We start from the raw sequence: 22461 nt of genomic DNA on the forward strand, positions 1-22461 counted from the left end.
ATGGAGGGCGTCCGCTCGACGCCCCGAGAACGAGGAGCAAGCTCATGAATCGCCTTGCCAAGGCCGCCGTGGTGGCGCTGGCCCTGACCACCACCGCCGCGCCGCTGGTCGCGCAGGCTCAGGATCGCGGCGACCGTCGCGAGTGGCGCCAGGAACGGCGTGAAGATCGTCGCGACGACCGCCGTGACAATCGTCAGGACCGCCGCGAATGGCGCCAGGACAACCGGAATGATCGTCGCGAGTGGCGTCAGGACCGTCGCGACGACCGTCGCGACTGGCGTCAGGACAACCGCTGGGATCGCAACAACCGCGACTGGTGGCGCGGCCGCTCGGACTTCCGCGGCTACAATGGCCCGCGCTCGGGCTACTGGTATGCGCCGTCCTACGGCTACTACCGGGTCGATCCGCGCTATTCCGGCTATCGCTGGAGAACCGGCGGCTACCTGCCGGCGCAGTATCGCAGCTACTATGTGCGCGATCCCTACTTCTATGGTTTGCGCGAGGCCCCGCGCGGCTATCGCTACGTTCACGCTGGCAGCGACATCCTGCTGATCGCCGTGGCCTCTGGCCTGATCGCCAGCGTCCTGTCGAACGTCTATTGAGCCAAACCTGACGGAGAGACGGGCCCGGAGAGCGATCTCCGGGCCCGTCTTCGTTTTCAGCTGATGCCGAGCTTGGCTTTCAGGATGTCGTTGACCGCGGCCGGATTGGCCTTGCCGCCGGTGGCCTTCATCACCTGGCCGACGAACCAGCCGATCGCCTGGGGCTTCTCGGCCACCGCCGCCGCCTTGTCGGGATTGGCGGCGATGATGTCATCGACGGCCTTCTCTATGGCTCCGGTGTCGGTGACCTGCTTCAGGCCGTGCTTCTCGACCACTTCGGACGGCGAGCCCTCGCCGTTCCAGACGTAGTCGAACACCTCCTTGGCGATCTTTGAGGAGATCACGCCCTCCTCGATCAGTTGCACAAGTTCGGCCACCTGCGCCGCGGGCAGCGGATTGGCTGAGAACTCCTGCCCGCTCGCCGCCAGTCTCGCCGAGACTTCGTTGGTCACCCAGTTGGCCACCAGCTTGGCGTCGCGCCCCTTTGCCGCCGCCTCGAAATAGTCGGCCTTGGCCTGATCCGAGATCAGCACCACCGCATCATACTGCGACAGGCCATAGTCGCTCATCAGACGGTTGCGCTTCTCGTCCGGCAGCTCGGGCAACGACGCCTTGATCTCTTCGATCCACGCCTGCTCCAGCTCCAGCGGCAGGAGGTCCGGATCGGGGAAGTAGCGATAGTCGTGCGCCTCTTCCTTGGAGCGCATCGAGCGGGTCTCGCCCTTGGTCGGATCGAACAGCCGCGTCTCCTGAATGATCGCGCCGCCGTCCTCCAGGATCTCGATCTGGCGACGGGCCTCGTACTGGATGGCCTGAGAGATGAAGCGGAAGCTGTTGACGTTCTTGATCTCGCAGCGCGTGCCGAGATGGCTGAAGTCGCCGGTCGCCTTGAACTTCTCGTACTGGCCCGCGCGGCAGACCGAGACGTTCACGTCGGCCCGCAGATTGCCCTTCTCCATGTCGCCGTCGCAGGCGCCGAGATAGATCAGGATGGTCCTGATCTTCTTCACATAGGCGACCGCCTCTTCCGGGCTGCGCAGGTCCGGCTTGGAAACGATCTCCATCAGCGCCGTGCCGGCGCGGTTCAGATCGACGTAGCTTTCGCTGGGCGACAGATCGTGGATCAGCTTGCCGGCGTCCTGCTCCAGGTGAAGCCGCTCGATGCCGACGTTGAAGAAGCTGCCGTCCTCCGCCTCCACCTCGACCACGCCTTCACCGACGATCGGATGATACAGCTGGCTGATCTGATAGCCGGTCGGCAGATCCGGATAGAAGTAGTTCTTGCGGTCGAACTGGCTCTTCAGATTGATCTGCGCCTTCAGGCCCAGGCCTGTTCGCACCGCCTGCTCGACGCACCAGCGGTTCAGCGTCGGCAGCATGCCGGGAAAGCCGGCGTCAACCAGCGACACCTGCTCGTTCGGCCCCGCGCCAAAGCCCACGGCCGCGCCCGAGAACAGCTTGGCCTTCGACGCCACCTGGGCGTGGATTTCCAGCCCCATGACGATTTCCCAGGGACCGGTGCGGCCCTGGATCAGCTTCGAGGTCTCGCTCATGCTCACCACCACTTGTCCGGCTTGGCCGCAAAGCCCGCCGCGTCTTCCAGCGCCGCGGCGACTTGAAACACCGTCGCCTCGTCCAGCGCCTTGCCGATGACCTGAAGGCCCAGCGGAAGGCCGTTGGCGTCCATGCCGGCCGGCACCGAGATGCCCGGCAGGCCCGCCAGGTTGGTGGTCACGGTGAAGACGTCGTTCAGGTACATCTGCACCGGATCGATCTGCTTGTCGCCCAGCGCGAAGGCAGCGGACGGCGTCGACGGCGTCAGGATGGCGTCCACCTGGCCCCAGACATTGTCGAAGTCCTGGGCGATGCGGCGGCGCACCTTCAGCGCCTTGACGTAATAGGCGTCATAGAAGCCGGCCGACAGCACATAGGCCCCGATGGTCAGGCGACGCTGCACCTCCTTGCCGAATCCTTCCGCGCGCGAAGTCTCGTACAGGTCCGTCAGCGACCGGGCCTCTGTGGCCCGGTGTCCGAAACGCATGCCGTCATAGCGCGCCAGGTTCGATGAGGCCTCGGCCGGCGCCACGATGTAATAGGTCGGCAGGGCGTATTTGGTGTGCGGCAGGCTGATGTCGACGATCTCGCAGCCGGCGGCCTTCAGCCACTCGACGCCCTGGTCCCACAGCGCCTGTATCTCGGCCGGCATCCCGTCCACGACGTATTCGCGCGGCACGCCGATGCGCAGCCCCTTCACGGACTCTCCGACCGAAGCGGTCCAGTCCGGCGTCTCCACGTCCAGGCTGGTCGAATCCTTCATGTCGAACGAGCACATCGAGCGCAGCAGCAGCGCCGCGTCCTCGACCGTCTTGGTGATCGGCCCGGCCTGGTCCAGTGACGAGGCAAAGGCCACCATGCCGTAACGGCTGGCCCGGCCATAGGTCGGCTTGATCCCCACCGTGCCGGTGAAGGCCGCCGGCTGGCGAATCGAACCGCCGGTGTCCGAAGCCGTCGCGGCCAGGCACAGGTCCGCCGCCACCGCCGACGCCGATCCGCCCGACGATCCGCCCGGCGTCAGTTCGGCGTTCGACGCCTTGGACTTCCACGGGTTCTTCACCGGCCCAAAGGCCGAGGTCTCGTTGGACGAGCCCATGGCGAACTCGTCCATGTTCAGCTTGCCCAGCATCACTGCCCCGTCGCGCCACAGATTGGCGGTGACGGTGGACTCGTAGGGTGGCGTGAAGTCGCGCAGCATGTTGGAGCCGGCGGTCGTGCGCACCCCGTCAGTGCAGAACAGGTCCTTGATCCCCAGCGGCGCGCCTTCCAGGGCCCCGCCCTCGCCCGCCGCCAGTCGCGCATCGGACGCCCTCGCCATCTTCAGCGCCTTGTCCGCCGTGACCTCGGTATAGGCGTTCAGCGTCCCATTCGACGCCTCGATGTTCGACAGGAAGGCCTGGGTGATCTCGGCCGAGGAGAATTTCTTGGCCTTCAGCCCGTCCACGGCGGCCTTCAAGGTAAGTTGCGTAAGGTCCGACATACGGATCCACTTCCAATCACGTCATCCTAGGCCTCGTGCCTAGGATCCAGAGACTCGGGAGTCTCCGGATAGGGCTGTGTTTCTGGATCCTCGGGACAAGCCCGAGGATGACGAAAAAGAAAAACTACTCGACCACCTTGGGCACGACAAAGAAGCCGTCAGCCGACTTGGGCGCATTCGACAGCACGCAGTCCAGCTTGCCGCCGTCCGTCACCACGTCGTCGCGCAGGCGCAAGGGCTGGTGCACGTTGGAGGTCATCGGCTCGACGAACTGCACGTCCACCTCGTCCAGCTGCTCGATCCAGTTCAGGATGCCGTTCAGCTCGCCGGCCAGCGTCTCCAGCCGATCCTCGGGGGTCTTGATGCGGGCGAGATGCGCGACCTTGCGCACCGTCGCGGCGTCGATGGCCATGCGGCCCTCCAAACACACAGTGAAGTTGAAAGTTGGATTAGCGATCAGGCCGGAAATGCACAAGGATCACGCATAGTTCGGCTATTGCGCGGTGTAGACCCGCACCTCGTCTGGCGGCGCCTCGCCGTTCCAGGTGAAGTTCACACGGACGGTGCGCGCTTGCTCGATGATGTCACCGGTCGGCCCAGCCGTGTCCTGACGTACGTCGAGCACGATCACGCCCGCTCGCGCCTCCGTCACCCGCCATTCGGCATAGTCTCCCAGGGGATAGCTTCGCCAGCCGTCCGCCGGTCCGGCGAAGAGCGCCAGATAGGTGACGAGGCCGTTCACGGCCGGATCGCCGCCCGACAGGCTGAACACCTTGGCGTTCAGTTGCGACGCGCTGTGCAGTTGCGACACGGCGGCGGCCTCCTGCAGTTCGTCGGCCGCCACGGCGGGAACACGGACGCCGGGCGCGGCTGCAGTGTCGGGCGCCACTACGGGAGAGGCCTGCGGCACCGTCGCCTGGGCCGTGCTTGGCCGCTCGCAGGCGCCAAGCGCGAGAAGGACGATCGATACGAACATGGCGCGGCTCATCCTTGCACCATCGCCTTTGACTTCGGCCCGCGCCAGTCCTAACCGCAGCCCCGTGCCCGTTCTCGACCTTCTCGACCTGTCCGCCGCCTGCCCGCCCGAGACGCCGTGGATGGGGCTGGACCTGGGGGAGAAGACCATCGGCGTCGCCGTATCCGACGCTACGCGGCTGATCGCCTCGCCGTTGGAGCTGATCCGCAAATCCAAGTTCAGTGTCGAGGCCGAGCAGCTGTTCCGACTGATGGACCACCGCAAGGTCTCCGCCCTCGTCATCGGCCTGCCGGTCAACATGGACGGGACGGAGGGACCGCGCGCCCAGTCGTGCCGCGCCTTCGCCCGAAACCTCGAGCGGCTGCGTCCCGTCAACATCGCCTTCTGGGACGAGCGGCTGTCGACCAGCGCGGTGGAACGCTTTCTGATCGAAGACCTGGACCTGAACCGCAAGCGGCGCGCGGGCGTGATCGACCGCACGGCCGCCGCCTGGATCCTGCAAGGGGCGCTGGACCGGGTGCGTGACCAGGCGACCTGGATCTGATGGGCGGACTGGTCCTCGGCATCGCGCCGGTCTTTGTTTTGATCGCCATCGGCTACGGCTTGCGCAAGTCCGGCTTTCTGCCCGACGCGGCATGGCGGCCGATCGAGAAGCTGTCGATCAACCTGCTTTATCCCGGCTTTCTGGTTCCCGCGATCTGGAGCGCGGACCTGTCGGGGGCGAGCGCCGGGCCCGCGGGCGGTGCGGCGGTCTTGTCGGTGACGGTGGTCGCCATTCTTGCGTTGCTCGCCAAGCCGATGATCCGCGTGAACGGCCCGGCCTACACCAGCGTCTTCCAGGGCGTGATCCGCTGGAACAGCTTTGTCTTCCTGCCGGTGGTGCAGAGCCTGTTCGGCGCCGAGGGTCTGGCGGTCGCGGCGGTGATGATCGCCTGCATCATTCCGGTGACGAATATAGCCTGCGTCGCCGTGCTCGCGCGCTGGGGCGCGGATCAGCGCGGGGTGTCACCGCTGGCGCTGTTCCAGGCCATGCTGAAGAACCCCATCCTGATGGCGTGCCTGATCGGCCTGCTGCTCAACTTCGCGGGCGTTCCGACCTTTCCCGTGCTGGCTCGCATCCTTGACCTGCTGGGCGGCGCGGCCTTGCCGCTGGGCCTGATCGTGGCCGGCGCGGGCCTCAGCTTCGCCGAGGTGATGCGCCGGCGCGTGACCGTGCTGTGGGTCTCGGTCGTCAAGCTCTTGGTCATGCCCTTCCTGATGTGGGGCGTCTGCCGCCTGCTCGGCGGGGACCAGCTGGCGCAGGCTCTGGCGCTTCTGTGCGGCGCGACGCCGGGCGCCGCCGCCTCCTACATGCTGGCGCGGCAGATGGGCGGCGACGCGCCGCTGATGGCCGGCGTGATCGCCCTGACCACCGTCGGCGGCGCGATCACCATGCCGATCCTGCTGATGCTGTTTCATTTCGTCTGAGCGGGCCGTATAGCGCCGTCTCGATGACCCAGCCGCACGCCGTCGCCGAACAGACCATCCACGAGCGGCTGATCCCGTTCCCGAAGGCGCACTTCCTGGCGGCCTCGGACCTGAACCCCTTCGTCACGCCCCGGCTGCTTGACCTGGCGGACGCGTTCGTCGATTTCAACCGCCAGTCTTCAAAGGCGCTGGACGTGCTGCACGGCCGCACGGTGGTGAACCTGTTCTTCGAGAACTCGACCCGCACCTCCTCGTCGTTCGAGATCGCGGCCAAGCGGCTCGGCGCCGACGTCGTGACCATGCCGGTCGCCTCCTCCTCGGTGAAGAAGGGCGAGACGCTGATCGATACGGCGGTGACGCTGAACGCCATGAAGCCGGACATCCTGGTCGTGCGCCATTCGGCCTCGGGCGCGGCGGAACTGCTGAGCCAGAAGGTCGGCTGCGCTGTCGTCAACGCCGGCGACGGTCGGCACGAGCACCCGACCCAGGCGCTTCTGGACCTGCTGTCCATGCGTCGCGCCTTTGGCGACGTGACCAGCCTGACCGTGGCCATCTGCGGCGACATCACCCACAGCCGGGTGGCGCGTTCCAACGTCGCCCTGCTGCAGATGATGGGCGCCCGGGTCCGCCTGATCGGACCTCCGACGCTGGTGCCCGGCGACGCAGACCGCTGGGGCTGCGAGGTCTTCCACGACATGCGCGAGGGCCTTCAGGGCTGCGACGTGGTCATGATGCTGCGCCTGCAGCTGGAGCGGATGGCCGGCGCCCTGGTGCCGTCCACCCGCGAGTATTTCCGCTTCTGGGGGCTGGACCGCGAAAAGCTGGCCTGGGCCGCGCCCGGCGTGCGCGTCATGCATCCCGGCCCGATGAACCGCGGCGTGGAAATCGACTCCGACGTGGCCGACGACCTGTCTGTCTCCCTGATCCAGGACCAGGTCGAGATGGGCGTCGCCGCCCGCATGGCCGTGCTGGCGTCCCTGGCCCAGCGGGAGGACGCACGATGACCACCCTCGCCATCGTCAACGCGCGCCTGTTGGATCCCGCCAGCGACTACGACGGCCCGGGAGCCGTGCTGATCCAAGACGGCCGCATCGCACGCGTCATCCACGGCTCGGCTCCCGATCTGACCGCCGACGAGACCGTGGACGCCGCCGGCCTGTGCCTGGCGCCCGGCCTGATCGACATTCGCGTCAAGACCGGCGAACCTGGCGCCGAGCCCAAGGAGACGCTGAAGTCCGCCAGTCTGGCCGCCGCGGCCGGGGGCGTGACCACCATCGTCGTCCAGCCCGACACCGAGCCCGCCGTCGACGACCCCGCGATGATCGACTTCATCCAGCGGCGCGGCGCGGCCCTGAACCTGGTCAACGTCCGCGCCGCCGGGGCCGCCACCAAGGCCCTGGACGGCCAGCGGATGGCCGAAATTGGCTTGATGGACGAGGCCGGCGCTCTGTATTTCACCGACGGCGACCGGGTCATCACCAACAGCCGTACCCTGCAGCGGGTGATGAGCTACGCCGCCGCCTTCAACGCCCTGATCGCTTGCCGCCCGGCCGATCCCTGGCTGACCGAGGGCGCGGTCGCCGCCTCGGGCGAACTGGCCACGCGCTTGGGCCTGTCCGGTAGCCCGGCCATCGCCGAACGCATCGGGCTGGAGCGCGACCTGGCCCTGGTCGAACAGACCGGCGCCCGCTTTCTGGTCGACCAGATCTCGACCGAGGGCGCGCTTGAGACCCTGGCCCGCGCCCGCGCCAAGGGGTTGGACGTCGCCGTCAGCGTCTCCATCAACCACCTGTGCTTCAACGAGGTGGACATCGGCGACTACCGCACCTTCTACCGTCTGGATCCGCCGCTGCGCACCGAGGCGGACCGGCAGGCGCTGATCGAGGCGGTGCGCGAGGGCCTGATCGACGTCATAACATCCGCCCACGCCCCGGCGCCGGCCGAGGACAAGCGCCGCCCCTTCGCCGAGGCGGCGCCGGGTGCCGTGGGGCTGGAGACCCTATTGCCCGCCGCCCTGTCGCTGCACCACCAGGACGGGCTCGACCTGCTGGACGTGCTGCGGCCGCTGACGCACGGCCCCGCCGCCCTCCTGGGCCTGGACGCCGGCGTGCTGGCCGATGGCGCACCCGCCGACCTGATCCTGTTCGACCCCGGCGCGCCCGTGGTGATCGACGCCGACCGCCTGCGCTCCAAGTCCAAGAACTCGCCCTTCGACGGCCGGCGGCTGCAGGGCCGCGTCGCCGCGACCTTTGTCGCCGGTCGAAAGGTGTTCGAAACCTAAGGCCGCCTCAGCAGCCGATCGCGTGCGGCGTTGACGCGGACGGCCAATCCTTGCGTGCCGCCCTGGTCCGGATGCACCCGCGCCATGGCGCGCTTCCAGGCGGCGTTGATCTCGGCGACCGACGCGTCCTCGCCCAGGCCCAGCAGGGCGCGCGCGTCGGCGTCGGTCATGCTCTCCGCCGACCGCCTCGGCGCCGGCGGACGCATCCGCGAACTGACGGTCAGGTAAAGGCCCGCGCCGACCAGGCCGGCCGCGATGATCCAGGCGCCCCTCGCCGCCGCCAGCACGCCGCCGCCCAGCAAGGCCGCGCTGATCAGCGTTGCGGCGACACGCCATTCGGCGCGCCCCCGCCGCTCCGTCTGCCGTCCAAGTCGCACCAGCGCCCAGACCGCGACGGCGGCCAGCGCCAGCCAGATCAGCCCCAACGGGTCAGCGGTCCTTCAGGCCGCGGCGTCGAGCGGCTGCAGCGCCTGCTCCAGACCCATGGCCTGCATCAGGTTGCGCATTTCCTGGCGCGCCGCGACGTGAGCCAGCGACACCGCGACAGGACGGATCTCGTTCGACAGGTCCGCAACCGTCAGGCCGAACGGGAACAGCTCGCGGTAGATCACGCGGTCACGCAGGCCGGGCCCGACGCGGAAGCCGACCCGCTTCGCCAGCTTGGTCATCCGTTCTTCCAGGCGGCGGCGGTTGCGCGCCTCGGCCACCGCCAGGCGGTTCGTGACCACCAGCCAGTCGATGGAGGCGTGGCGGCCTTGCGTGATCGCGCGCGTCTTTCGCGCCTCCCACACGCTTTCGGAATAAATCGATGGCTTCAGCAGTTCCAGCGTCACCGGATCAACCTCGCCCAGCAGGTCGAAATCGACAAAGCTGTCGTTCATCGGCGTGACGATCTGGTCCGCCCGGCCGTGGGCGGCGCTGGACACGGCCGTGTCGCCGCCCGGCGTGTCGATCAGGATCACGTCCACGCCCGCCGCCTGCGCTTCTTCGAAGGCGCGCTCGAACACGGCGATCTGCTCGGCCGTATCGGCCTTGGCCAGCGCCTTGCCGTCGCCCATGTCGGGCATCATCGGCTGAGGCAGTTCCTGGCCGTTGGCGGCCAGCCACGCACGGCGATTGTTGAAGAAGCGCGCCATGGATCGCTGGCGCAGGTCCAGGTCCAGGATGGCCACCGTCTTGCCCGCATGCAGCAGGCCGGTGACGATGTGGATGGCCAGGGTGGACTTGCCGGCCCCGCCCTTCTCGTTGCCGAGGACGATCACATGGGGTTGGGTCATCGCAGGGCGATCTCCGCTGCGGCCGGCGCGACTCGAGGAGGCGCACGGACCTACTGTAGCGCAGACTCGGGCCAGACGCCCCAAACGTCAACGACCGGTTAACGGATTGCTGTGGATCAGCCCCCGGCGCACCAGGGGTCCGCGCCGGCGATGGTCTGGCAAAGCCCTTCGGCGACCTCGGGCGGCAGGGGGCCGACCTTTAGACGCATCAAGCGGCTTCCGCCCCGCTCGACCGGCTCGAAGACGGGTTCGACACCCTGCAGGTCGCTTCGTCCCGACAGCTGCTCCCACGCGGCCTGCGCCATCGCCTCGCTGCCATAGGCGCCCAGCTGGATCATCCGCGGCGCAACGGAAGTCGGATCCGGCGCGACCGTTCCAGCATCGACCGTGAGATCGGCCTCGGTCGGCGGAGGCGCGGCTTCTCGCCTGCGCACGACAGCTCGCACGATCGCCGGAGGCGGCGCAGACGTTTCGACCCCGCCGCGCATGCCGGCGGCCTGGGCGTCGCGGGCGTCCCACATGTCGTGCGGGTCCATCACCGCCACCTTGACCGGCGAGAAGTCGGCGCCGCGCAGTCCGCCCGAGGCCGAACGGCCGCCCGATACGTCCACGGCGGCGACGGCGCGGGCCATGGTCTCGAACCGCTGCGTCTCCACGGCGTCGCCGTCGCACGCCGAAAGGCTCAATGCGGCGCCGGCGCCGATCAGCGCGAGCAGGACTGGACGGGTCGCTTCTGCGGGCGTCATAAGCGCGATTCTAACGGACGGCCTTTGAGACGTCCTTAGCGAACAGGCTTAAGAAAAAGAGTCAACGCCAGCATGACCGACGTTCCCCTGCCCGTCGCCCGCACCGTTGCTGAACTGCGCACAACCGTCGGCGAATGGCGCCGCCAGGGCTTCACCGTCGGCCTCGTTCCCACGATGGGCGCCCTGCATGAAGGGCATCTGACGCTGGTGCGCGAGGCGAAGCGGCGCGCGGACAAGGTGTTCGCCAGCGTCTTCGTCAATCCGACCCAGTTCGCCGCGCACGAGGACCTTGGAACCTATCCGCGCCGCGAGGCGGAGGACGCCGCGCTTCTGGCGCAGGCCGGTTGCGACCTCCTGTTCGCCCCCTCGGTCGAGCAGATGTACCCGGAAGGCTTCGCTGCTCGCGTCGAGATCGGCGGCCCCAGCGCGGGTCTCGAGACCGACTTTCGCCCCCACTTCTTCGGCGGCGTGGCGACGGTGGTGACCAAGCTGTTGAACCAGGCCCGGGCCGACGTCGCCGTCTTTGGCGAAAAGGACTACCAGCAACTGATGGTGGTGCGCCGTCTCGCCCGCGACCTCGACATCCCGACCGAGATCGTCGGAGCACCCACGGAACGAGATGGCTGGGGCTTGGCTCTGTCCTCGCGCAACGCCTACCTGTCTGACGACGATTTGCAGATCGCGCGCCGGCTGAACGGCGTTCTGGCCGAAGCCGCGCTCAAGGCCGCAGCGAACGAGCCGCCGGCAGATGTCGAAGCCGAGGCTTCATCCGCCCTGCTGGCCGCGGGTTTCGAGCGCGTCGATTACGTCGCCGTTCGAAGCGCGGACCTTGGTCCTTACGAGGTCGGAGCGCCCGGCCGCATCCTGGCCGCCGCCTGGCTCGGCCAGACGCGGCTGATCGACAACATGGCGGTCTGAACCCTACCGATCCAGCGAGCGGTCAAGCGCCCGGAAGGCCGCGATCGCCAGCTCGGTCGAGTTCTGGAACACGGCCGGCGTGATCTTTTCGAAATCGTCGGACGGCCGGTGATAGTCCGGATGATAGTCGACGCCGAGGTAGAGGAACGGCACCTGCGCCTCATGAAAGGCGGCGTGGTCTGACGCGGTCACCCAGTTGTTCTCGCCGGTGTCGGCGGGCGTGTCCTTGCCGAATGCCAGCGAAATCGACCCTTGCGCCGGCAGCGCCTCCAGAATCGGGCGCAGCGTCGGATGCTGGTAGGTGCCGGTGACCCACAGATGGTTGTCCGTCTCCGCCCGCGCGGTCATGTCGAAGTTGAGGTTCAGCGCCATGGAGGTCAGCGGCACCGGCGGCGCCTTTACGAACTCGCGCGCGCCCAGCAGTCCCCGCTCTTCCCCATCCAGCGCCACGATCAGCACGCTGTGCTCTGGCGCTTCCGCCTTCAGCCGCGCCGCCAGCTCCAGCATGGTCGAGACGCCCGAAGCGTTGTCGTCGGCCCCGTTGTAGATCTGGCCGTCGCTCACGCCGACATGGTCGTAATGGGCGGTGACGACGATGTAGCGATCCGGCGCCCGCGTGCCGGGAATCAGCCCTACGACGTTGACGCCGTTGAACGTCTTCGGCCCGCTGCGGGTGCGGCCCGTGGTCTCGAACCGCTGCAATCGACCAAAGGAAGCCGGCGCGACGCCCAACGCCTCCATGCGCGAGACGATGTGGTTACGCGCGCGCTCGCCGCCGGCCGCTCCGGTGTCGCGCCCCTCCATGTCGTCTGCGGACAGGGTGCGCAGGTCGGTCATCAGCTGCGCATAGTCGCGGGCTGGCGCGACCTCGGCAGGCGCAGGCGCGGCGGGTTCGGTCGACGGGGTCTGGCACGCCGCCAGCGCGAGAACGGACACGGCTGAAAGGGCAAGGCGTAGGCGGATCATGGCGGCTCCAGCGAGTTGGCGCCCAAAGCCTTAGCGAGCGCTGCGGTCGGCGTCAGCATAACGATCCGTCATCGATGCCGGAATCGCCTGCGACGGTGTAAGAAGCAGCCATGAGCGCCGCGCCTTTCGCCACCATTCCCGTAGCCGACCTGTCGACGCCGCAGGCCGAGGCCGAATTGGCCTGGCTGGCGGCCGAGATGGCCCGCCACGACGCCCTCTACTACGCCGAGGCCTCGCCGGAGATTTCGGACGCCGACTACGACGCGCTGAAGCGCCGCAACGCCGAGATCGAAGCGCTGCACCCCGACCTGATCCGGCCCGATTCGCCGTCGAAGCGTGTCGGCGCCGCTGTTTCCAGCCAGTTCGCGGAGGTTCGCCACGGCGTGCCCATGCTGTCGCTGGACAACGCCTTCGACGAGGGCGAGGTGCGCGACTTCGCCGCCCGCATCCAGCGTTTCCTGAAGCTGCCGGGCGACGAGCCCATCGCCTTCGTGGCCGAGCCCAAGATCGACGGCCTGTCCGCCAACCTCTTGTACATCGACGGCGTGCTGAACGTGGGCGCCACCCGCGGAGACGGCCGCACCGGCGAGGGCGTGACCGCCAACCTCAGGACCATCGCCAACATTCCCCATCGCCTGCTCGGCGAAGGCTGGCCGTCACGCATCGAGATCAGGGGCGAGGTCTATGCGCCGAACGACGCCTTCGCCCGGTTCAACGCCGAGGCTGAGGCCGAGGGTCGCCGGACCTACGCCAACCCCCGCAACTTCGCCGCGGGCTCCCTGCGTCAGAAGGACCCGGCCATCACGGCCCGGCGCCCGCTGAAGTTCTTCGCCTACGCCTGGGGCGAGCACTCCTCCGACTTCGCCGCAACGCAGGGCGAGGCGCTGGACCGGCTGCGGGCCTGGGGCTTTCCCGTCAACGATTGCTCGATGCGGGTCGAGGGCGCCGAGGGGCTGATCGAGGTCTATCGGGGCTTGGAGCGGGACCGCGCCGGGCTCGGCTATGACATCGACGGCGTGGTCTACAAGGTCGATCGCATCGACTGGCAGCATCGCCTCGGCTACGTCTCGCGCAGCCCGCGATGGGCCATCGCCCACAAGTTTCCCGCCCAGCAGGCGACCACGGTGCTTGAGGGCATCGACATCCAGGTCGGCCGGCAGGGCTCGCTGACGCCGGTCGCGCGTCTGCATCCGGTCACCGTCGGCGGCGTGGTGGTCCGAAACGCCACCCTGCACAACGAGGACGAGATCGCCCGTCTCGACGTTCGCATCGGCGACACGGTAATGCTGCAGCGCGCCGGCGACGTGATCCCGCAGATCCTCGGCGTCCTGCCCGACCTGCGTCCGGCGGAGGCCGCGCCCTACGTCTTTCCGACCCACTGTCCGGTCTGCGGATCGGAGGCGGTGCGCGAGGGCGACGAGGTCAAGCGGCGCTGCACCGGCGGCCTGATCTGCGACGCCCAGATCATCGAGCGGCTGAAGCATTTCGTGTCGCGCCGCGCCTTCGACATCGAGGGCCTCGGCGAAAAGCAGCTGATCGCCTTCCATGCCCGCGGCTGGATCAAGGAGCCGGCCGACATCTTCCGCCTGGCGCGAGACGAGGAGACGCTGGCGACCCTCAGGGCCGAGGACGGCTACGGCGAAACCAGCATCCGCAATCTGGTCGCCGGCATCGACGCCCGCCGCACGATCAGCCTGGATCGCTTCCTGTTCGGCCTGGGCGTGCGTGACATCGGCGAACAGACCTCGCTGGTCCTCGCCCGCGCGTTCGGGAGCTGGTCCGCGCTGAAGGCCGCCTGCCTCAAGGCCGCCGCGGGCCTGCCGAGCCCCGAGTGGGAGCAGCTGGCCGCCGCCCCCGGCGTCACGCCTCGCGTGCTGTCGGCGCTGGCCGGCCTGTCTCCCGATGCGCCCGACCCCTGGCCGGACGGCGGCATGGAGGCCAAGCTGCAGCATGCGCTGGCGGGTCTCGCCAAGCCCGGCCGTGCGGCGGTGCAGGCGCTCGCTTCAGATTGGCCCGCAGTGCTGAGCCTGGCGCGCGTCGCCCGCGAAGACGCGCCCGCCGATACTCTGGGCCGCATCGCCGGCGTGTCCGGGGTGGGCCCTGTCGCGGCGCGCGCCTTGGCCGAGTTCTTCCACGAGCCGCACAACCTCGCTGTCGTCGCCGCACTGGAAGCGGAACTGACGACCATCGAGGATGTCGAACAGCCCAAGTCCGACACGCCCGTCGCCGGCAAGACGGTGGTCTTCACTGGCGCGCTGGAACGCTTCACCCGCGACGAGGCCAAAGCGCGCGCCGAAAGCCTGGGCGCCAAGGTCTCCGGCTCGGTGTCCAAGAAGACCGACTACCTGGTCGCGGGACCCGGTGCGGGCTCCAAGCTGAAGGACGCCGAAAAGCACGGCGTCGCTGTTCTGACGGAAGACGGATGGCTCGCCCTGATCGGTGGCTGAGACAGCCTTGATTCCGTCGCGGATCAGGGACAACCTCCGGGGCAACAAGGCGAAATCGCCTTACCCAAGGGAAACGACCATGAAGATCAAAGTCCTGCTCGCCGCCTCGGCCCTGATCGGCGCCCTCGCCTCGCCGGCGCTGGCGGCCGACCCGACCGGCCTGTGGCAGACCCCCACCAATGGCGGCCAGGTGCGCATCAGCCGCTGCGGCCAGGCGTTGTGCGGGACGCTGATCACCTCCAGCCACATCCGCTCGGACGCCAACGCCCGCGACGAGAACAACAAGAACGCGTCGCTGCGAAGCCGTCCCTTGCGCAACCTGCCGATGCTGACCGGCTTCACCGGCGGCCCGACCGAATGGCGCGGCGGTTCGGTCTATAATCCTGCCGACGGCGGCACCTATCGCGGCACCATCACCATGACCAACGACAACACCCTGCGTCTGCGCGGCTGCATCGTCGCGCCGCTGTGCAAGACGCAGACCTGGACGCGCGTCCAGTAAGGCGTAGCCGCTGAATGCAGAAAGGCCCGGCCGGAGCGATCCGACCGGGCCTTTTTTCTCAGCGATCAAGGATCAGCGGTTCAGCGCCGACCGCGCCGCCTCGGCGTAGCGATGACCGGACGCCGCGTCCTTGGGGAACACCGCTTCGATCCGCGAGAGGTCCTCAGGCGTCAGCACGATCTCGGCCGCCGCCGCGTTCTGCTCCAGCGTCGGGATGCGCCGCGTGCCGGGGATGGGCACGAGGTCCTCGCCCTGCGCCAGCACCCAGGCCAAGGCCAGTTGCGCCGCCGTGACGCCCTTGTCCGCCGCGATCTCGGACACGGCCGAGACGAGCTCGAGGTTCTTGTCGAAGTTCTCGCCCATGAAGCGCGGATTGGTGCGGCGGAAGTCGTCCGGCGCCAGGTCGTCGATCGACTTGATCTCGCCCGACAGGAAACCCCGCCCAAGCGGGCTGTAGGGCACGAAACCGATGCCGAGTTCACGCACGACCGACAGGATCTCGTCTTCCGGGTCGCGGCTCCACAGAGAGTACTCCGTCTGCAGCGCCGTGATCGGATGGGTCGCATGCGCCCGGCGGATGGTTTCGGGCGCGGCCTCGGACAGGCCCAGGAAGCGGACCTTGCCCTCCCTCACCAGTTCCGCCATTGCGCCGACCGTTTCCTCGATCGGCGTGTCCGGATCGACGCGGTGCAGATAATAGAGGTCGACGTGGTCCATGCCGAGCCGCGTCAGGCTGCCCTCGATGGCGCGGCGCACATTGGCAGGCGAGCCGTCGACCGTCAGTTGGGTCCGATCGGCGTTATAGCCTATGCCGAACTTGGTCGCGACGAACGCCTCGTCGCGCCGATCAGCCAGCGCCTTGCCCACCAGCACCTCGTTGGTGTGCGGGCCATACATCTCGGCCGTGTCGAACAGGGTGACGCCCAGTTCCAGCGCGCGGTGGATCACGCCGATCGACTGTGCGTCGTCGCCGCCGCCGTAGAAGGCGCTCATTCCCATGCAGCCGAGGCCGATGGCCGATACCTCGGGTCCGCTCGGACCCAGCGTGCGCGTCTTCATGGGCGCTCTCCTGCGTGTGGTGGAAAGTCCGAGATGGGCGCGGCTGTGCGGATCAACAACCGTCGTCCGCCGACTTCAGCCAATCTTCAAGCGGCAGGTCGGCGGTCGAGCGCGTCTCGGCCGACATCGCATTGCGCATGATCTCCAGCGCCCATTCGGTGCGTTGCTCGTCAGGTCCAGCCACGGCGTCGCTCGGGACCCAGATATCGTACTGACGCATGTGGGCGTCGGCTGCGGTGAACAGGACGCAGATGTCCGCCGCCACGCCCGTCAGGATCACCCGACTGGCCTTCAGCTGAGGCAGCAGCACCGGCAGATTGGTGGCGTAGAAGCCCGAGAACTGCGGCTTGATGACGAAATAGTCGTTGGGGCGTGGACCGAGCCGATCGGCCAGAGCCGCGGCATCCGGATCGGCCTGACGCACATGCTCCACCAGCCGCGATTTCTCCGAATGCCACTGGCCGAAGTTGTCGTTGACGTAGACGGTCGGAACGCCCGCGCGATCCGCTTCGTCTCGTAGCCGCAATATGGCCTCCGCCGCCTTCAGCACCTTGGGCCGCATGGCGTCCGCCTCGGAGAACTGCAGGTCGTTGATCATGTCGATGATCAACAGCGCCGTGGCGCCCGCCGCCGGTTCGATGATTTCAGCCTTGTCCACGCGGTTCTCCGTCCCTTGCAGGACAGGTCAACGCACCGGCCGCCGATTGGCCCCTGAGGAAATCAGCCGCCGAAGCCGCGTCCGCCGCCGCCGAAACCGCCGCGCGAAACCACCGCCGTGCGGCTCTGAACCCGCGTCGGCGCCTGCCGGGCCACGTCGTAGTCGCGGCCGTTGGTCAGCAGCCGGCCCGAGCGATAGTCGCGATAGGCGTAGCCGCCGCCGTAGCCGTTGGAGTAGCGGCCATTTTGGTCACGGTACATCGGACGATATCGTCCGCCGTCCAGCGCCTGGCCGATGATGAAGCCGGCCAGCAGCGGGGTGAAGAACGATCCGCCCGAGCCGTTGTTGGTCGGCTCGCACTGGGACGGGCCCCAGGTCCCCTCGCATTCCGCGCGCGACATGTAGCGCGGTCCATCTGCCTGGCGCGCCTTTTCAGCCTCGGAATAGGCGGTCTGGCACTCGCTGTCGGGCGCGTTATTGGCGTCGAGACATTCCTGAAGCGACGTATAGGCGGCCGTGGGCTGGGGCGCCGCCTCGACCTGGGACGGGGCGGACGGCGCGTCTCCGCAGGCCGCCAGCGAGAAGCTGGCCGTAGCCATCAGGCTGGTCACCTGCAGCGTGCGCGAACGCTTCAAGCGGCTGATGGCGAGAGGCTTTTGTTCATCGGACATCGACAGGTCCTCAGGTGGTCATGCAGGCGGCGTTCAACAGGCCGACGCAGATGGAGATGGCCGCCAGATACAGCGCGGCCGCCATGTCGCCAGCCTCGACCCGGCTGGCCAGATTGCGAAAGGCCAGGCGGCTGACAACGACAAAGGTCACGATCTGGATCACGCCGGCCAGCGCCGCCCACGCCACGAACTCGGCCAGGCTGACCGTGTGCGACAGGGCCGAGGCCAGCGGCAGCACATAGCCGATCAGGGCGCCGCCCAGCGTCACCGCCGCGGCCTGGTTGCCCTGACGGATCAGGGTGCGCTCATGATAAGGCGTGATCCATTGGTAGATCAGCTTAAAGGCGACCGTGAAGGCGCCCGCCGTCACAAAGGCGACGAGGAACGAGATCGCCCCCGCCTGAAACGTCATCCAGTCGAACATCCAGTCGCCCCCTCCAAAAGGCTCGCCGTCAGGCGTCGAATTCGGCCAGCTCCAGCGGGATGCCGACCATGATCTCGTGCGTGACGTCGGCGGTGCGGCCGGCTTTCCGCTCGGGCTCCTGCTCGATCGCCAGCATCAGCTCGCGCCCGCCGGGCACGTCGCGCGCATACAGCATGCAGGTCTGGAAGATGCGTGCATAGGGGGTGACGGCCTTGCGGTCGTCATGGATCTCTTCCCAGAAGCTGACCGGCGGCTGCCGCGCGTCGCTTTCGGCGAACCAGAAGCGCGGCCACTGACCCACCTCCTCCGCCGTTCCGTCGAACACCGGCTCGCTCAGCCGATCCTTCCAGCGCCTGCGCGCCGCATCGTTCGGCGGATAGGCCGACGACCAGGGGATATAGAGCGTGAAGTCGTAGGACACCGCGCCCGTCGCGTCGTCGCTCATGCCCTGCAGCATGACGTGGTCGTCGGTGTAGAAGCGATGCACGAACTGGCCACCGTCCAGTTCGACCGATCCCTGCGCGGTGATCTCCAGGGCGTCGCGGTCCAGGGTGAACAGGCTCTCGCCCTCCATCCGCCGCCATGCCAAGGGGTCGAGCCGCACCGTTCGCCCCACGGTGATGTTGCGCACCACCGCCAGACGGTCGGGCGTTTCGGGCGTGGATTGGCCAAACAGACGCTTGAACATGGTCGGACCTTAGCCCGACAAAACGGCGGGATCGAGCCTTGCCGCCGCGACATAGAACAGCCGATCCCCTGGAGAGACGCACGCCTCGGCCGGCGGATTGAACGCCGGCTCGGCCCTGTCGGCCGGCTGATGCGCCAGAAGCGTGGCCCCGGCGTCCAGGCAGCGCCGCGCCAGGTCGCGCCAGGAGGCGTCGACCGCCGACCACGTCAGGCTGAACAGGGTCGCGCCCTCGTCCAGGTGGCTGGTCAGGGCGCTGATGACCTGGCTGGCGCCCGGATCGCGCGCGGCTCTGGCCAGCATCTCGGGTCCGGAAGACAGCACCACCTCGGCGCGTATGCAGTGCTGGCGCACCAGACGCGCGCTGTCCTCGTTGTCGAAATAGCAGACGATGTGGGCCGCCTCAGGCGCGCAGGCGCCCGCCGCCAACGTCGCCGCGAGGGTGTCGCTGTCGCTGTCGGTATAGATCAGCACCCGGCTGGCGCCCGCCAGTCCGGCCCGCGTCAGCGCCGCCGGCGAGGTCAGGCTCTCGGTCTGGACATAGCGCACGCGCTCGTCCGGCTCGCTCAGCGCCTGACGCGTCAGCAGAACCAGCGTCTGCTCACGGGCCAGTTCGGCGCAAAGCTCGTCGATCATCTTGGGCGTGCGCACCGGATGGTAGCCGATCAGGACGATGGTGTCGGTCATCCTCGAATAGTCTCCCTTTCCGGAGCGGCGCCTGCGCCAGACGTCGCCGATGGCGCCCAGCACCTTGGCGACCACCGTGGTGAAGGCCGCGATCGCGCCGGGAAAAATCCACAACGCCACCACCAGCCGCCCCGCGGTCTCTTGCGGGCTAAGATCGCCGTAGCCGACTGTATAGGCCGTGGTCGCATACCAGTAGAAAAAGGTCGCCGGCTCCGTCAGCTCTGTCTCGCCGGCCAGCACCAGCAGCTCCCACGACGCCAGTGCGTGGACAAGGATCAGCACGGCGAGCATGGTCCATTGCAGGTCGGCCATGACGTGGAACGCCTGGTCGAACACGCGCGCCAGTCTCAGCCTCGCCAGCATCATCGTCCCGTTCCTCCCAACACCGTTCTCTCAATCCGCTTGGCGAAGGTCAAGCGTTCATGTTACGCGTTGCATGTAACATGTCTCGTCTTGCACCAGCCTCCGCGAACGCCGCTTCGGATCGCATCCGGGCGTGGCGCCGCGCGCGCCGCGAGGCGGGCATGGTGAAGCTGGAGTTGTGGGTGCCCGAGGCCGCCCGCGCGGATGTCAAGGCGGCGGTGCACGCCATCGTGACGGATTCGACGCGCGGCCCCTTGCTCCAGTCCCTTATGCGTCCGACCTTCAACGCCTCAGCCCTGTCAGGAGCCGACCGACCGATGGATTCCGTGATCGAAACCCCGTGGACCGTGCCTGCGATCAAGGAGGCGCTGGAAGGCTCCCCGCTTGTGCGCGAGGACGAAATGACCCTGCGCGTGCTGGAGGGATCGGACGCCGTGCTGCTGGCGACCATGCACGAATATGGCGACCTGCCGATCTATCTCAGCGTCGGCGGCGCCCAGATCGTCTGCTCGGTCCTCTTATGGCCGGCCTCGGAACAGCAGGATCGGCCCGCCTTCAACGAGTTCCTGCTCAAGGCCCAGCGCGTCGTGCCCTTGTCGAACTTCGCCATCACCAATGTGGGCGAAGAGGAATACTATGAACTGATGGGCGAGCTGTCGTGCAAGACGACGCTGCAGACCATCCTGATCGAACTGCGCACCCTGGCCGAGAACGCCATCGATGCGACCGAACTGCGCGAGACCTTTGGCGCGCAAGCCGCCGCCTGAGACCAAGGAGACAGACCCATGTCCATGTTGAGCAAACTGTCCGCCCTGTTCCGCGGCACCGCCCACGAGGCCGGTCAGGCCGTGGTCGACCAGAACGCCCTGCGCATTCTCGACCAGGAGATCCGCGACGCCGACAACGCCCAGAGCAAGGCGCGTGACGACCTCGCCGGTCTGGTCGCCCGCCGCCGCTCGGCCGAGAACGAGCTCCAGAGCCTGGGCGACCAGATCGCCAAATACGAAAGCTCGGCGCGCGCCGCGCTCGGTCGAGGCAACAGCGACCTGGCCCGCGAGGTGGCCCAGCGCATCGCCGAACTGGAAGGCGAAATCACCACTCGTTCGCCCCAGGTCGAGGACATGAAGACGGCCGAAACGCGTCTTCGCCAGACCATCGGCGCCACGGACCAGAAAATTCAGACGCTGAAGCGCGAGATCGACATCGTAAAGGTCAACGACTCGGTGCAGCGCGCCCAGTCGGCCGTCGCCCTTCAGTCCCAAGGCGCGCATTCGCGCATCGGCTCGGCCGCCGACAGCCTGCAACGGATCAAGCAGCGCCAGTCCGTTCAGGAAGAGCGGCTGCGGGTCAGCCAGGAGTTCGAGGATCGTCGTACCGGCGCCGACCTGGACGCCAAGCTGCGCGACGCCGGCATCCTGCCCGGCTCGTCCAACGCCGACGATGTTCTGGCCCGCCTGACCCAGCAGGAGGTCAAGGTGGTCACGCCCCAGATCACCCAGCAGGCCGAAAAGTCGCCGGTCGAGCGCGACTGACATGGAACGGACGCGACCGACGCCCAGGCCCGGCTGGCAGGCGCTGGCCGAGCAGGTCGGCTTCACCTGGCACCACGACAGCGGCAAGCCCTATTGGGACGAGTCGGTCGCCTACCGCTTCACCCTGCCCGAGATCGAGGACGGCATCGAAGCGCCGACCGCCGAGTTGCACGCCATGTGCCTCGATCTTGTGGCCGAGGCGGTCGAGAGCGAGCGGCTGATGACCCTGCTCGACATTCCCGAGGCCTCGCGGGACTATGTGGCGGACAGCTGGAAGCGCAGCGATCCGTCCCTCTACGGCCGCTTCGACTTCGCCTATGACGGCCAAGGACCGGCCAAGCTGTACGAATACAACGCCGACACGCCCACCAGCGTCTATGAAACGGCCGTCTTCCAGTGGCTGTGGCTGGAAGAGCAGATGTCGACGGGCGCCCTGCCCGCCAACGCCGACCAGTTCAACAGCCTGCACGAGAAGCTGGTCGAGCGTTTTCGCACGATCTTCCCGAACGGCGGGTTTGTGCACTTTTCCTCAGACGCCGACTTCGTGGAGGACCGCCAGACGGTTCGCTTCCTCGAAGATCTGGCCAAACAGGCGGGTCTCGATCCGGAGTTCGTGCCCATCGATCACATCGGCCTGAACGCCGACGGCCGGTTCGTGGACCAGAACAACTATCTGATCCAGGCGATGTTCAAGCTCTACCCGTGGGAGCAGATGCTGCGCGACGACTACGCCGAGCCCCTGCCCCGCGCAGAGATGACGGTGCTGGAGCCGGCCTGGAAGGCGATCCTGTCGAACAAGGGCATTCTGCCGCTGCTTTGGGAGCGCCACGCCGGCCATCCCAATCTGCTGGAAGCCTATTTCGAAAGCGATCCCCAGCACGAAAAGCTTGGCTCCTCCTACGTCCGAAAGCCGCTGTTCTCGCGCGAGGGCGCCAACGTCGCCCTGGTGGACAAGGGGCGCCGGGCCAAGGTGCTGGAGGGCGGCTACGGCGACCAGCCGCACATCCGCCAGGCCCTGCACGCGCCCCCGCGCTTCGACGGCGCCTACGTCATCGTCGGCAGCTGGCTGGTGGGCGACCAGCCGGCCGGCATCGGCCTGCGCGAGGATCGCGGGCGGATCACGCGCAACACCTCCCGTTTCGTGCCGCACTACATCGTCTGATCCA

25 protein-coding genes are annotated in these 22461 nt (G+C 67.8%); 11 read left to right on the plus strand and 14 right to left on the minus strand.

The features are described 5' to 3' along the window. Positions 1-44 precede the first annotated feature (44 nt). Entirely contained in the window at positions 45-602 is a 558-nt protein-coding gene (locus KY493_RS07185; RefSeq protein WP_219895720.1) for an RcnB family protein, read from the plus strand. Between the two features lie 56 nt (positions 603-658). Here the strand turns inward: KY493_RS07185 and gatB are convergent, their stop codons facing one another. From gatB to KY493_RS07205, 4 genes are all read right to left on the minus strand, one after another. Beyond that, positions 659-2155 (minus strand): Asp-tRNA(Asn)/Glu-tRNA(Gln) amidotransferase subunit GatB, encoded by a 1497-nt coding sequence (gene gatB / locus KY493_RS07190; RefSeq protein ID WP_219895721.1) that lies wholly within the window; start codon positions 2153-2155, stop codon positions 659-661. 2 nt (positions 2156-2157) lie between these two features. Continuing rightward, positions 2158-3636 (minus strand): Asp-tRNA(Asn)/Glu-tRNA(Gln) amidotransferase subunit GatA, encoded by a 1479-nt coding sequence (gatA, locus tag KY493_RS07195; RefSeq protein ID WP_219895722.1) that lies wholly within the window; start codon positions 3634-3636, stop codon positions 2158-2160. A gap of 124 nt (positions 3637-3760) precedes the next feature. Beyond that, complete coding sequence (gene gatC, locus KY493_RS07200; protein WP_219895723.1) at positions 3761-4048, minus strand: Asp-tRNA(Asn)/Glu-tRNA(Gln) amidotransferase subunit GatC; 288 nt, start codon at positions 4046-4048, stop codon at positions 3761-3763. Between the two features lie 81 nt (positions 4049-4129). After that, positions 4130-4612 (minus strand): hypothetical protein, encoded by a 483-nt coding sequence (locus KY493_RS07205; RefSeq protein WP_219895724.1) that lies wholly within the window; start codon positions 4610-4612, stop codon positions 4130-4132. A 64-nt stretch (positions 4613-4676) separates the two neighbouring features. Here KY493_RS07205 and ruvX point away from each other — a divergent pair, with 64 nt between their 5' ends. Genes ruvX through pyrC form a run of 4 tightly spaced genes read left to right on the plus strand, consistent with a single transcriptional unit; the run spans position 4677 to position 8360 of the window. Continuing rightward, positions 4677-5156, plus strand: a complete 480-nt coding sequence (ruvX, locus tag KY493_RS07210) for a Holliday junction resolvase RuvX (RefSeq protein ID WP_219898413.1) — start codon at positions 4677-4679, stop codon at positions 5154-5156. Further along, positions 5156-6079, plus strand: coding sequence for an AEC family transporter (locus KY493_RS07215; protein ID WP_219895725.1), 924 nt, complete (start codon positions 5156-5158; stop codon positions 6077-6079). Before ruvX ends, KY493_RS07215 begins: the two co-directional genes overlap by 1 nt. Before the next feature lie 23 nt (positions 6080-6102). Then, positions 6103-7083, plus strand: coding sequence for an aspartate carbamoyltransferase catalytic subunit (locus KY493_RS07220; protein ID WP_219895726.1), 981 nt, complete (start codon positions 6103-6105; stop codon positions 7081-7083). Then, entirely contained in the window at positions 7080-8360 is a 1281-nt protein-coding gene (gene pyrC, locus KY493_RS07225) for a dihydroorotase (RefSeq protein WP_219895727.1), read from the plus strand. The genes KY493_RS07220 and pyrC overlap by 4 nt, the downstream gene beginning before the upstream one ends. Here pyrC and KY493_RS07230 read toward each other — a convergent pair. From KY493_RS07230 to KY493_RS07240, 3 genes are all read right to left on the minus strand, one after another. Further along, on the minus strand, positions 8357-8785 hold the full coding sequence (locus KY493_RS07230) for a molecular chaperone DnaJ (protein ID WP_219895728.1): 429 nt from the start codon (positions 8783-8785) through the stop codon (positions 8357-8359). The genes pyrC and KY493_RS07230 overlap by 4 nt on opposite strands. Positions 8786-8800: 15 nt before the next feature. After that, a complete protein-coding gene (locus KY493_RS07235) occupies positions 8801-9637 on the minus strand; it encodes a division plane positioning ATPase MipZ (protein ID WP_219895729.1) in 837 nt (278 codons plus the stop codon). A 116-nt stretch (positions 9638-9753) separates the two neighbouring features. After that, positions 9754-10383 carry an SPOR domain-containing protein gene (locus KY493_RS07240; protein WP_219895730.1) on the minus strand — a complete coding sequence of 210 codons (630 nt, stop codon included), beginning with the start codon at positions 10381-10383 and terminating at the stop codon, positions 9754-9756. Between the two features lie 72 nt (positions 10384-10455). On the opposite strand from KY493_RS07240, the gene panC reads away from it, so the two are divergent. Continuing rightward, positions 10456-11301, plus strand: a complete 846-nt coding sequence (gene panC / locus KY493_RS07245) for a pantoate--beta-alanine ligase (protein ID WP_219895731.1) — start codon at positions 10456-10458, stop codon at positions 11299-11301. A 3-nt stretch (positions 11302-11304) separates the two neighbouring features. Here panC and KY493_RS07250 read toward each other — a convergent pair whose 3' ends face one another. Then, complete coding sequence (locus KY493_RS07250; protein WP_219895732.1) at positions 11305-12267, minus strand: M28 family peptidase; 963 nt, start codon at positions 12265-12267, stop codon at positions 11305-11307. Positions 12268-12377: 110 nt separating this feature from the next. Between KY493_RS07250 and ligA the strand changes: the two genes are divergently transcribed. Both ligA and KY493_RS07260 read left to right on the plus strand, forming a co-directional pair. Beyond that, a complete protein-coding gene (gene ligA / locus KY493_RS07255) occupies positions 12378-14714 on the plus strand; it encodes an NAD-dependent DNA ligase LigA (protein ID WP_219895733.1) in 2337 nt (778 codons plus the stop codon). Between the two features lie 79 nt (positions 14715-14793). Then, the gene (locus KY493_RS07260) at positions 14794-15216 is read left to right on the plus strand and encodes a DUF2147 domain-containing protein (RefSeq protein ID WP_219895734.1); all 423 of its coding nucleotides are present in this window, start codon (positions 14794-14796) and stop codon (positions 15214-15216) included. 72 nt (positions 15217-15288) lie between these two features. Here the strand turns inward: KY493_RS07260 and KY493_RS07265 are convergent, their stop codons facing one another. The 6 genes from KY493_RS07265 to KY493_RS07290 all read right to left on the minus strand — a co-directional run bounded on the left by KY493_RS07265 (position 15289) and on the right by KY493_RS07290 (position 19766). Continuing rightward, positions 15289-16275, minus strand: a complete 987-nt coding sequence (locus KY493_RS07265) for an aldo/keto reductase (RefSeq protein WP_219895735.1) — start codon at positions 16273-16275, stop codon at positions 15289-15291. Between the two features lie 52 nt (positions 16276-16327). Then, positions 16328-16933 carry a cysteine hydrolase family protein gene (locus tag KY493_RS07270; RefSeq protein WP_219895736.1) on the minus strand — a complete coding sequence of 202 codons (606 nt, stop codon included), beginning with the start codon at positions 16931-16933 and terminating at the stop codon, positions 16328-16330. A 62-nt stretch (positions 16934-16995) separates the two neighbouring features. Continuing rightward, positions 16996-17604 (minus strand): DUF1190 domain-containing protein, encoded by a 609-nt coding sequence (locus tag KY493_RS07275; RefSeq protein ID WP_219895737.1) that lies wholly within the window; start codon positions 17602-17604, stop codon positions 16996-16998. Between the two features lie 10 nt (positions 17605-17614). Next, positions 17615-18028, minus strand: a complete 414-nt coding sequence (locus tag KY493_RS07280; protein ID WP_219895738.1) for a DUF350 domain-containing protein — start codon at positions 18026-18028, stop codon at positions 17615-17617. Between the two features lie 28 nt (positions 18029-18056). Next, a complete protein-coding gene (locus tag KY493_RS07285) occupies positions 18057-18716 on the minus strand; it encodes a DUF2491 family protein (protein ID WP_219895739.1) in 660 nt (219 codons plus the stop codon). Positions 18717-18725: 9 nt separating this feature from the next. Next, the gene (locus KY493_RS07290) at positions 18726-19766 is read right to left on the minus strand and encodes a potassium channel family protein (RefSeq protein ID WP_219895740.1); all 1041 of its coding nucleotides are present in this window, start codon (positions 19764-19766) and stop codon (positions 18726-18728) included. Positions 19767-19843: 77 nt separating this feature from the next. Here KY493_RS07290 and KY493_RS07295 point away from each other — a divergent pair, with 77 nt between their 5' ends. Genes KY493_RS07295 through KY493_RS07305 form a run of 3 tightly spaced genes read left to right on the plus strand, consistent with a single transcriptional unit; the run spans position 19844 to position 22457 of the window. Beyond that, positions 19844-20530 carry a YjfI family protein gene (locus KY493_RS07295; protein WP_219895741.1) on the plus strand — a complete coding sequence of 229 codons (687 nt, stop codon included), beginning with the start codon at positions 19844-19846 and terminating at the stop codon, positions 20528-20530. An 18-nt stretch (positions 20531-20548) separates the two neighbouring features. Continuing rightward, positions 20549-21295 (plus strand): PspA/IM30 family protein, encoded by a 747-nt coding sequence (locus KY493_RS07300; protein ID WP_219895742.1) that lies wholly within the window; start codon positions 20549-20551, stop codon positions 21293-21295. 1 nt (position 21296) lies between these two features. Then, positions 21297-22457, plus strand: coding sequence for a glutathionylspermidine synthase family protein (locus KY493_RS07305; RefSeq protein WP_219895743.1), 1161 nt, complete (start codon positions 21297-21299; stop codon positions 22455-22457). Positions 22458-22461: the final 4 nt, after the last annotated feature.

Origin of the sequence: Brevundimonas sp. PAMC22021, assembly GCF_019443405.1 — a bacterium.
Classification (GTDB): Bacteria; Pseudomonadota; Alphaproteobacteria; order Caulobacterales; family Caulobacteraceae; genus Brevundimonas.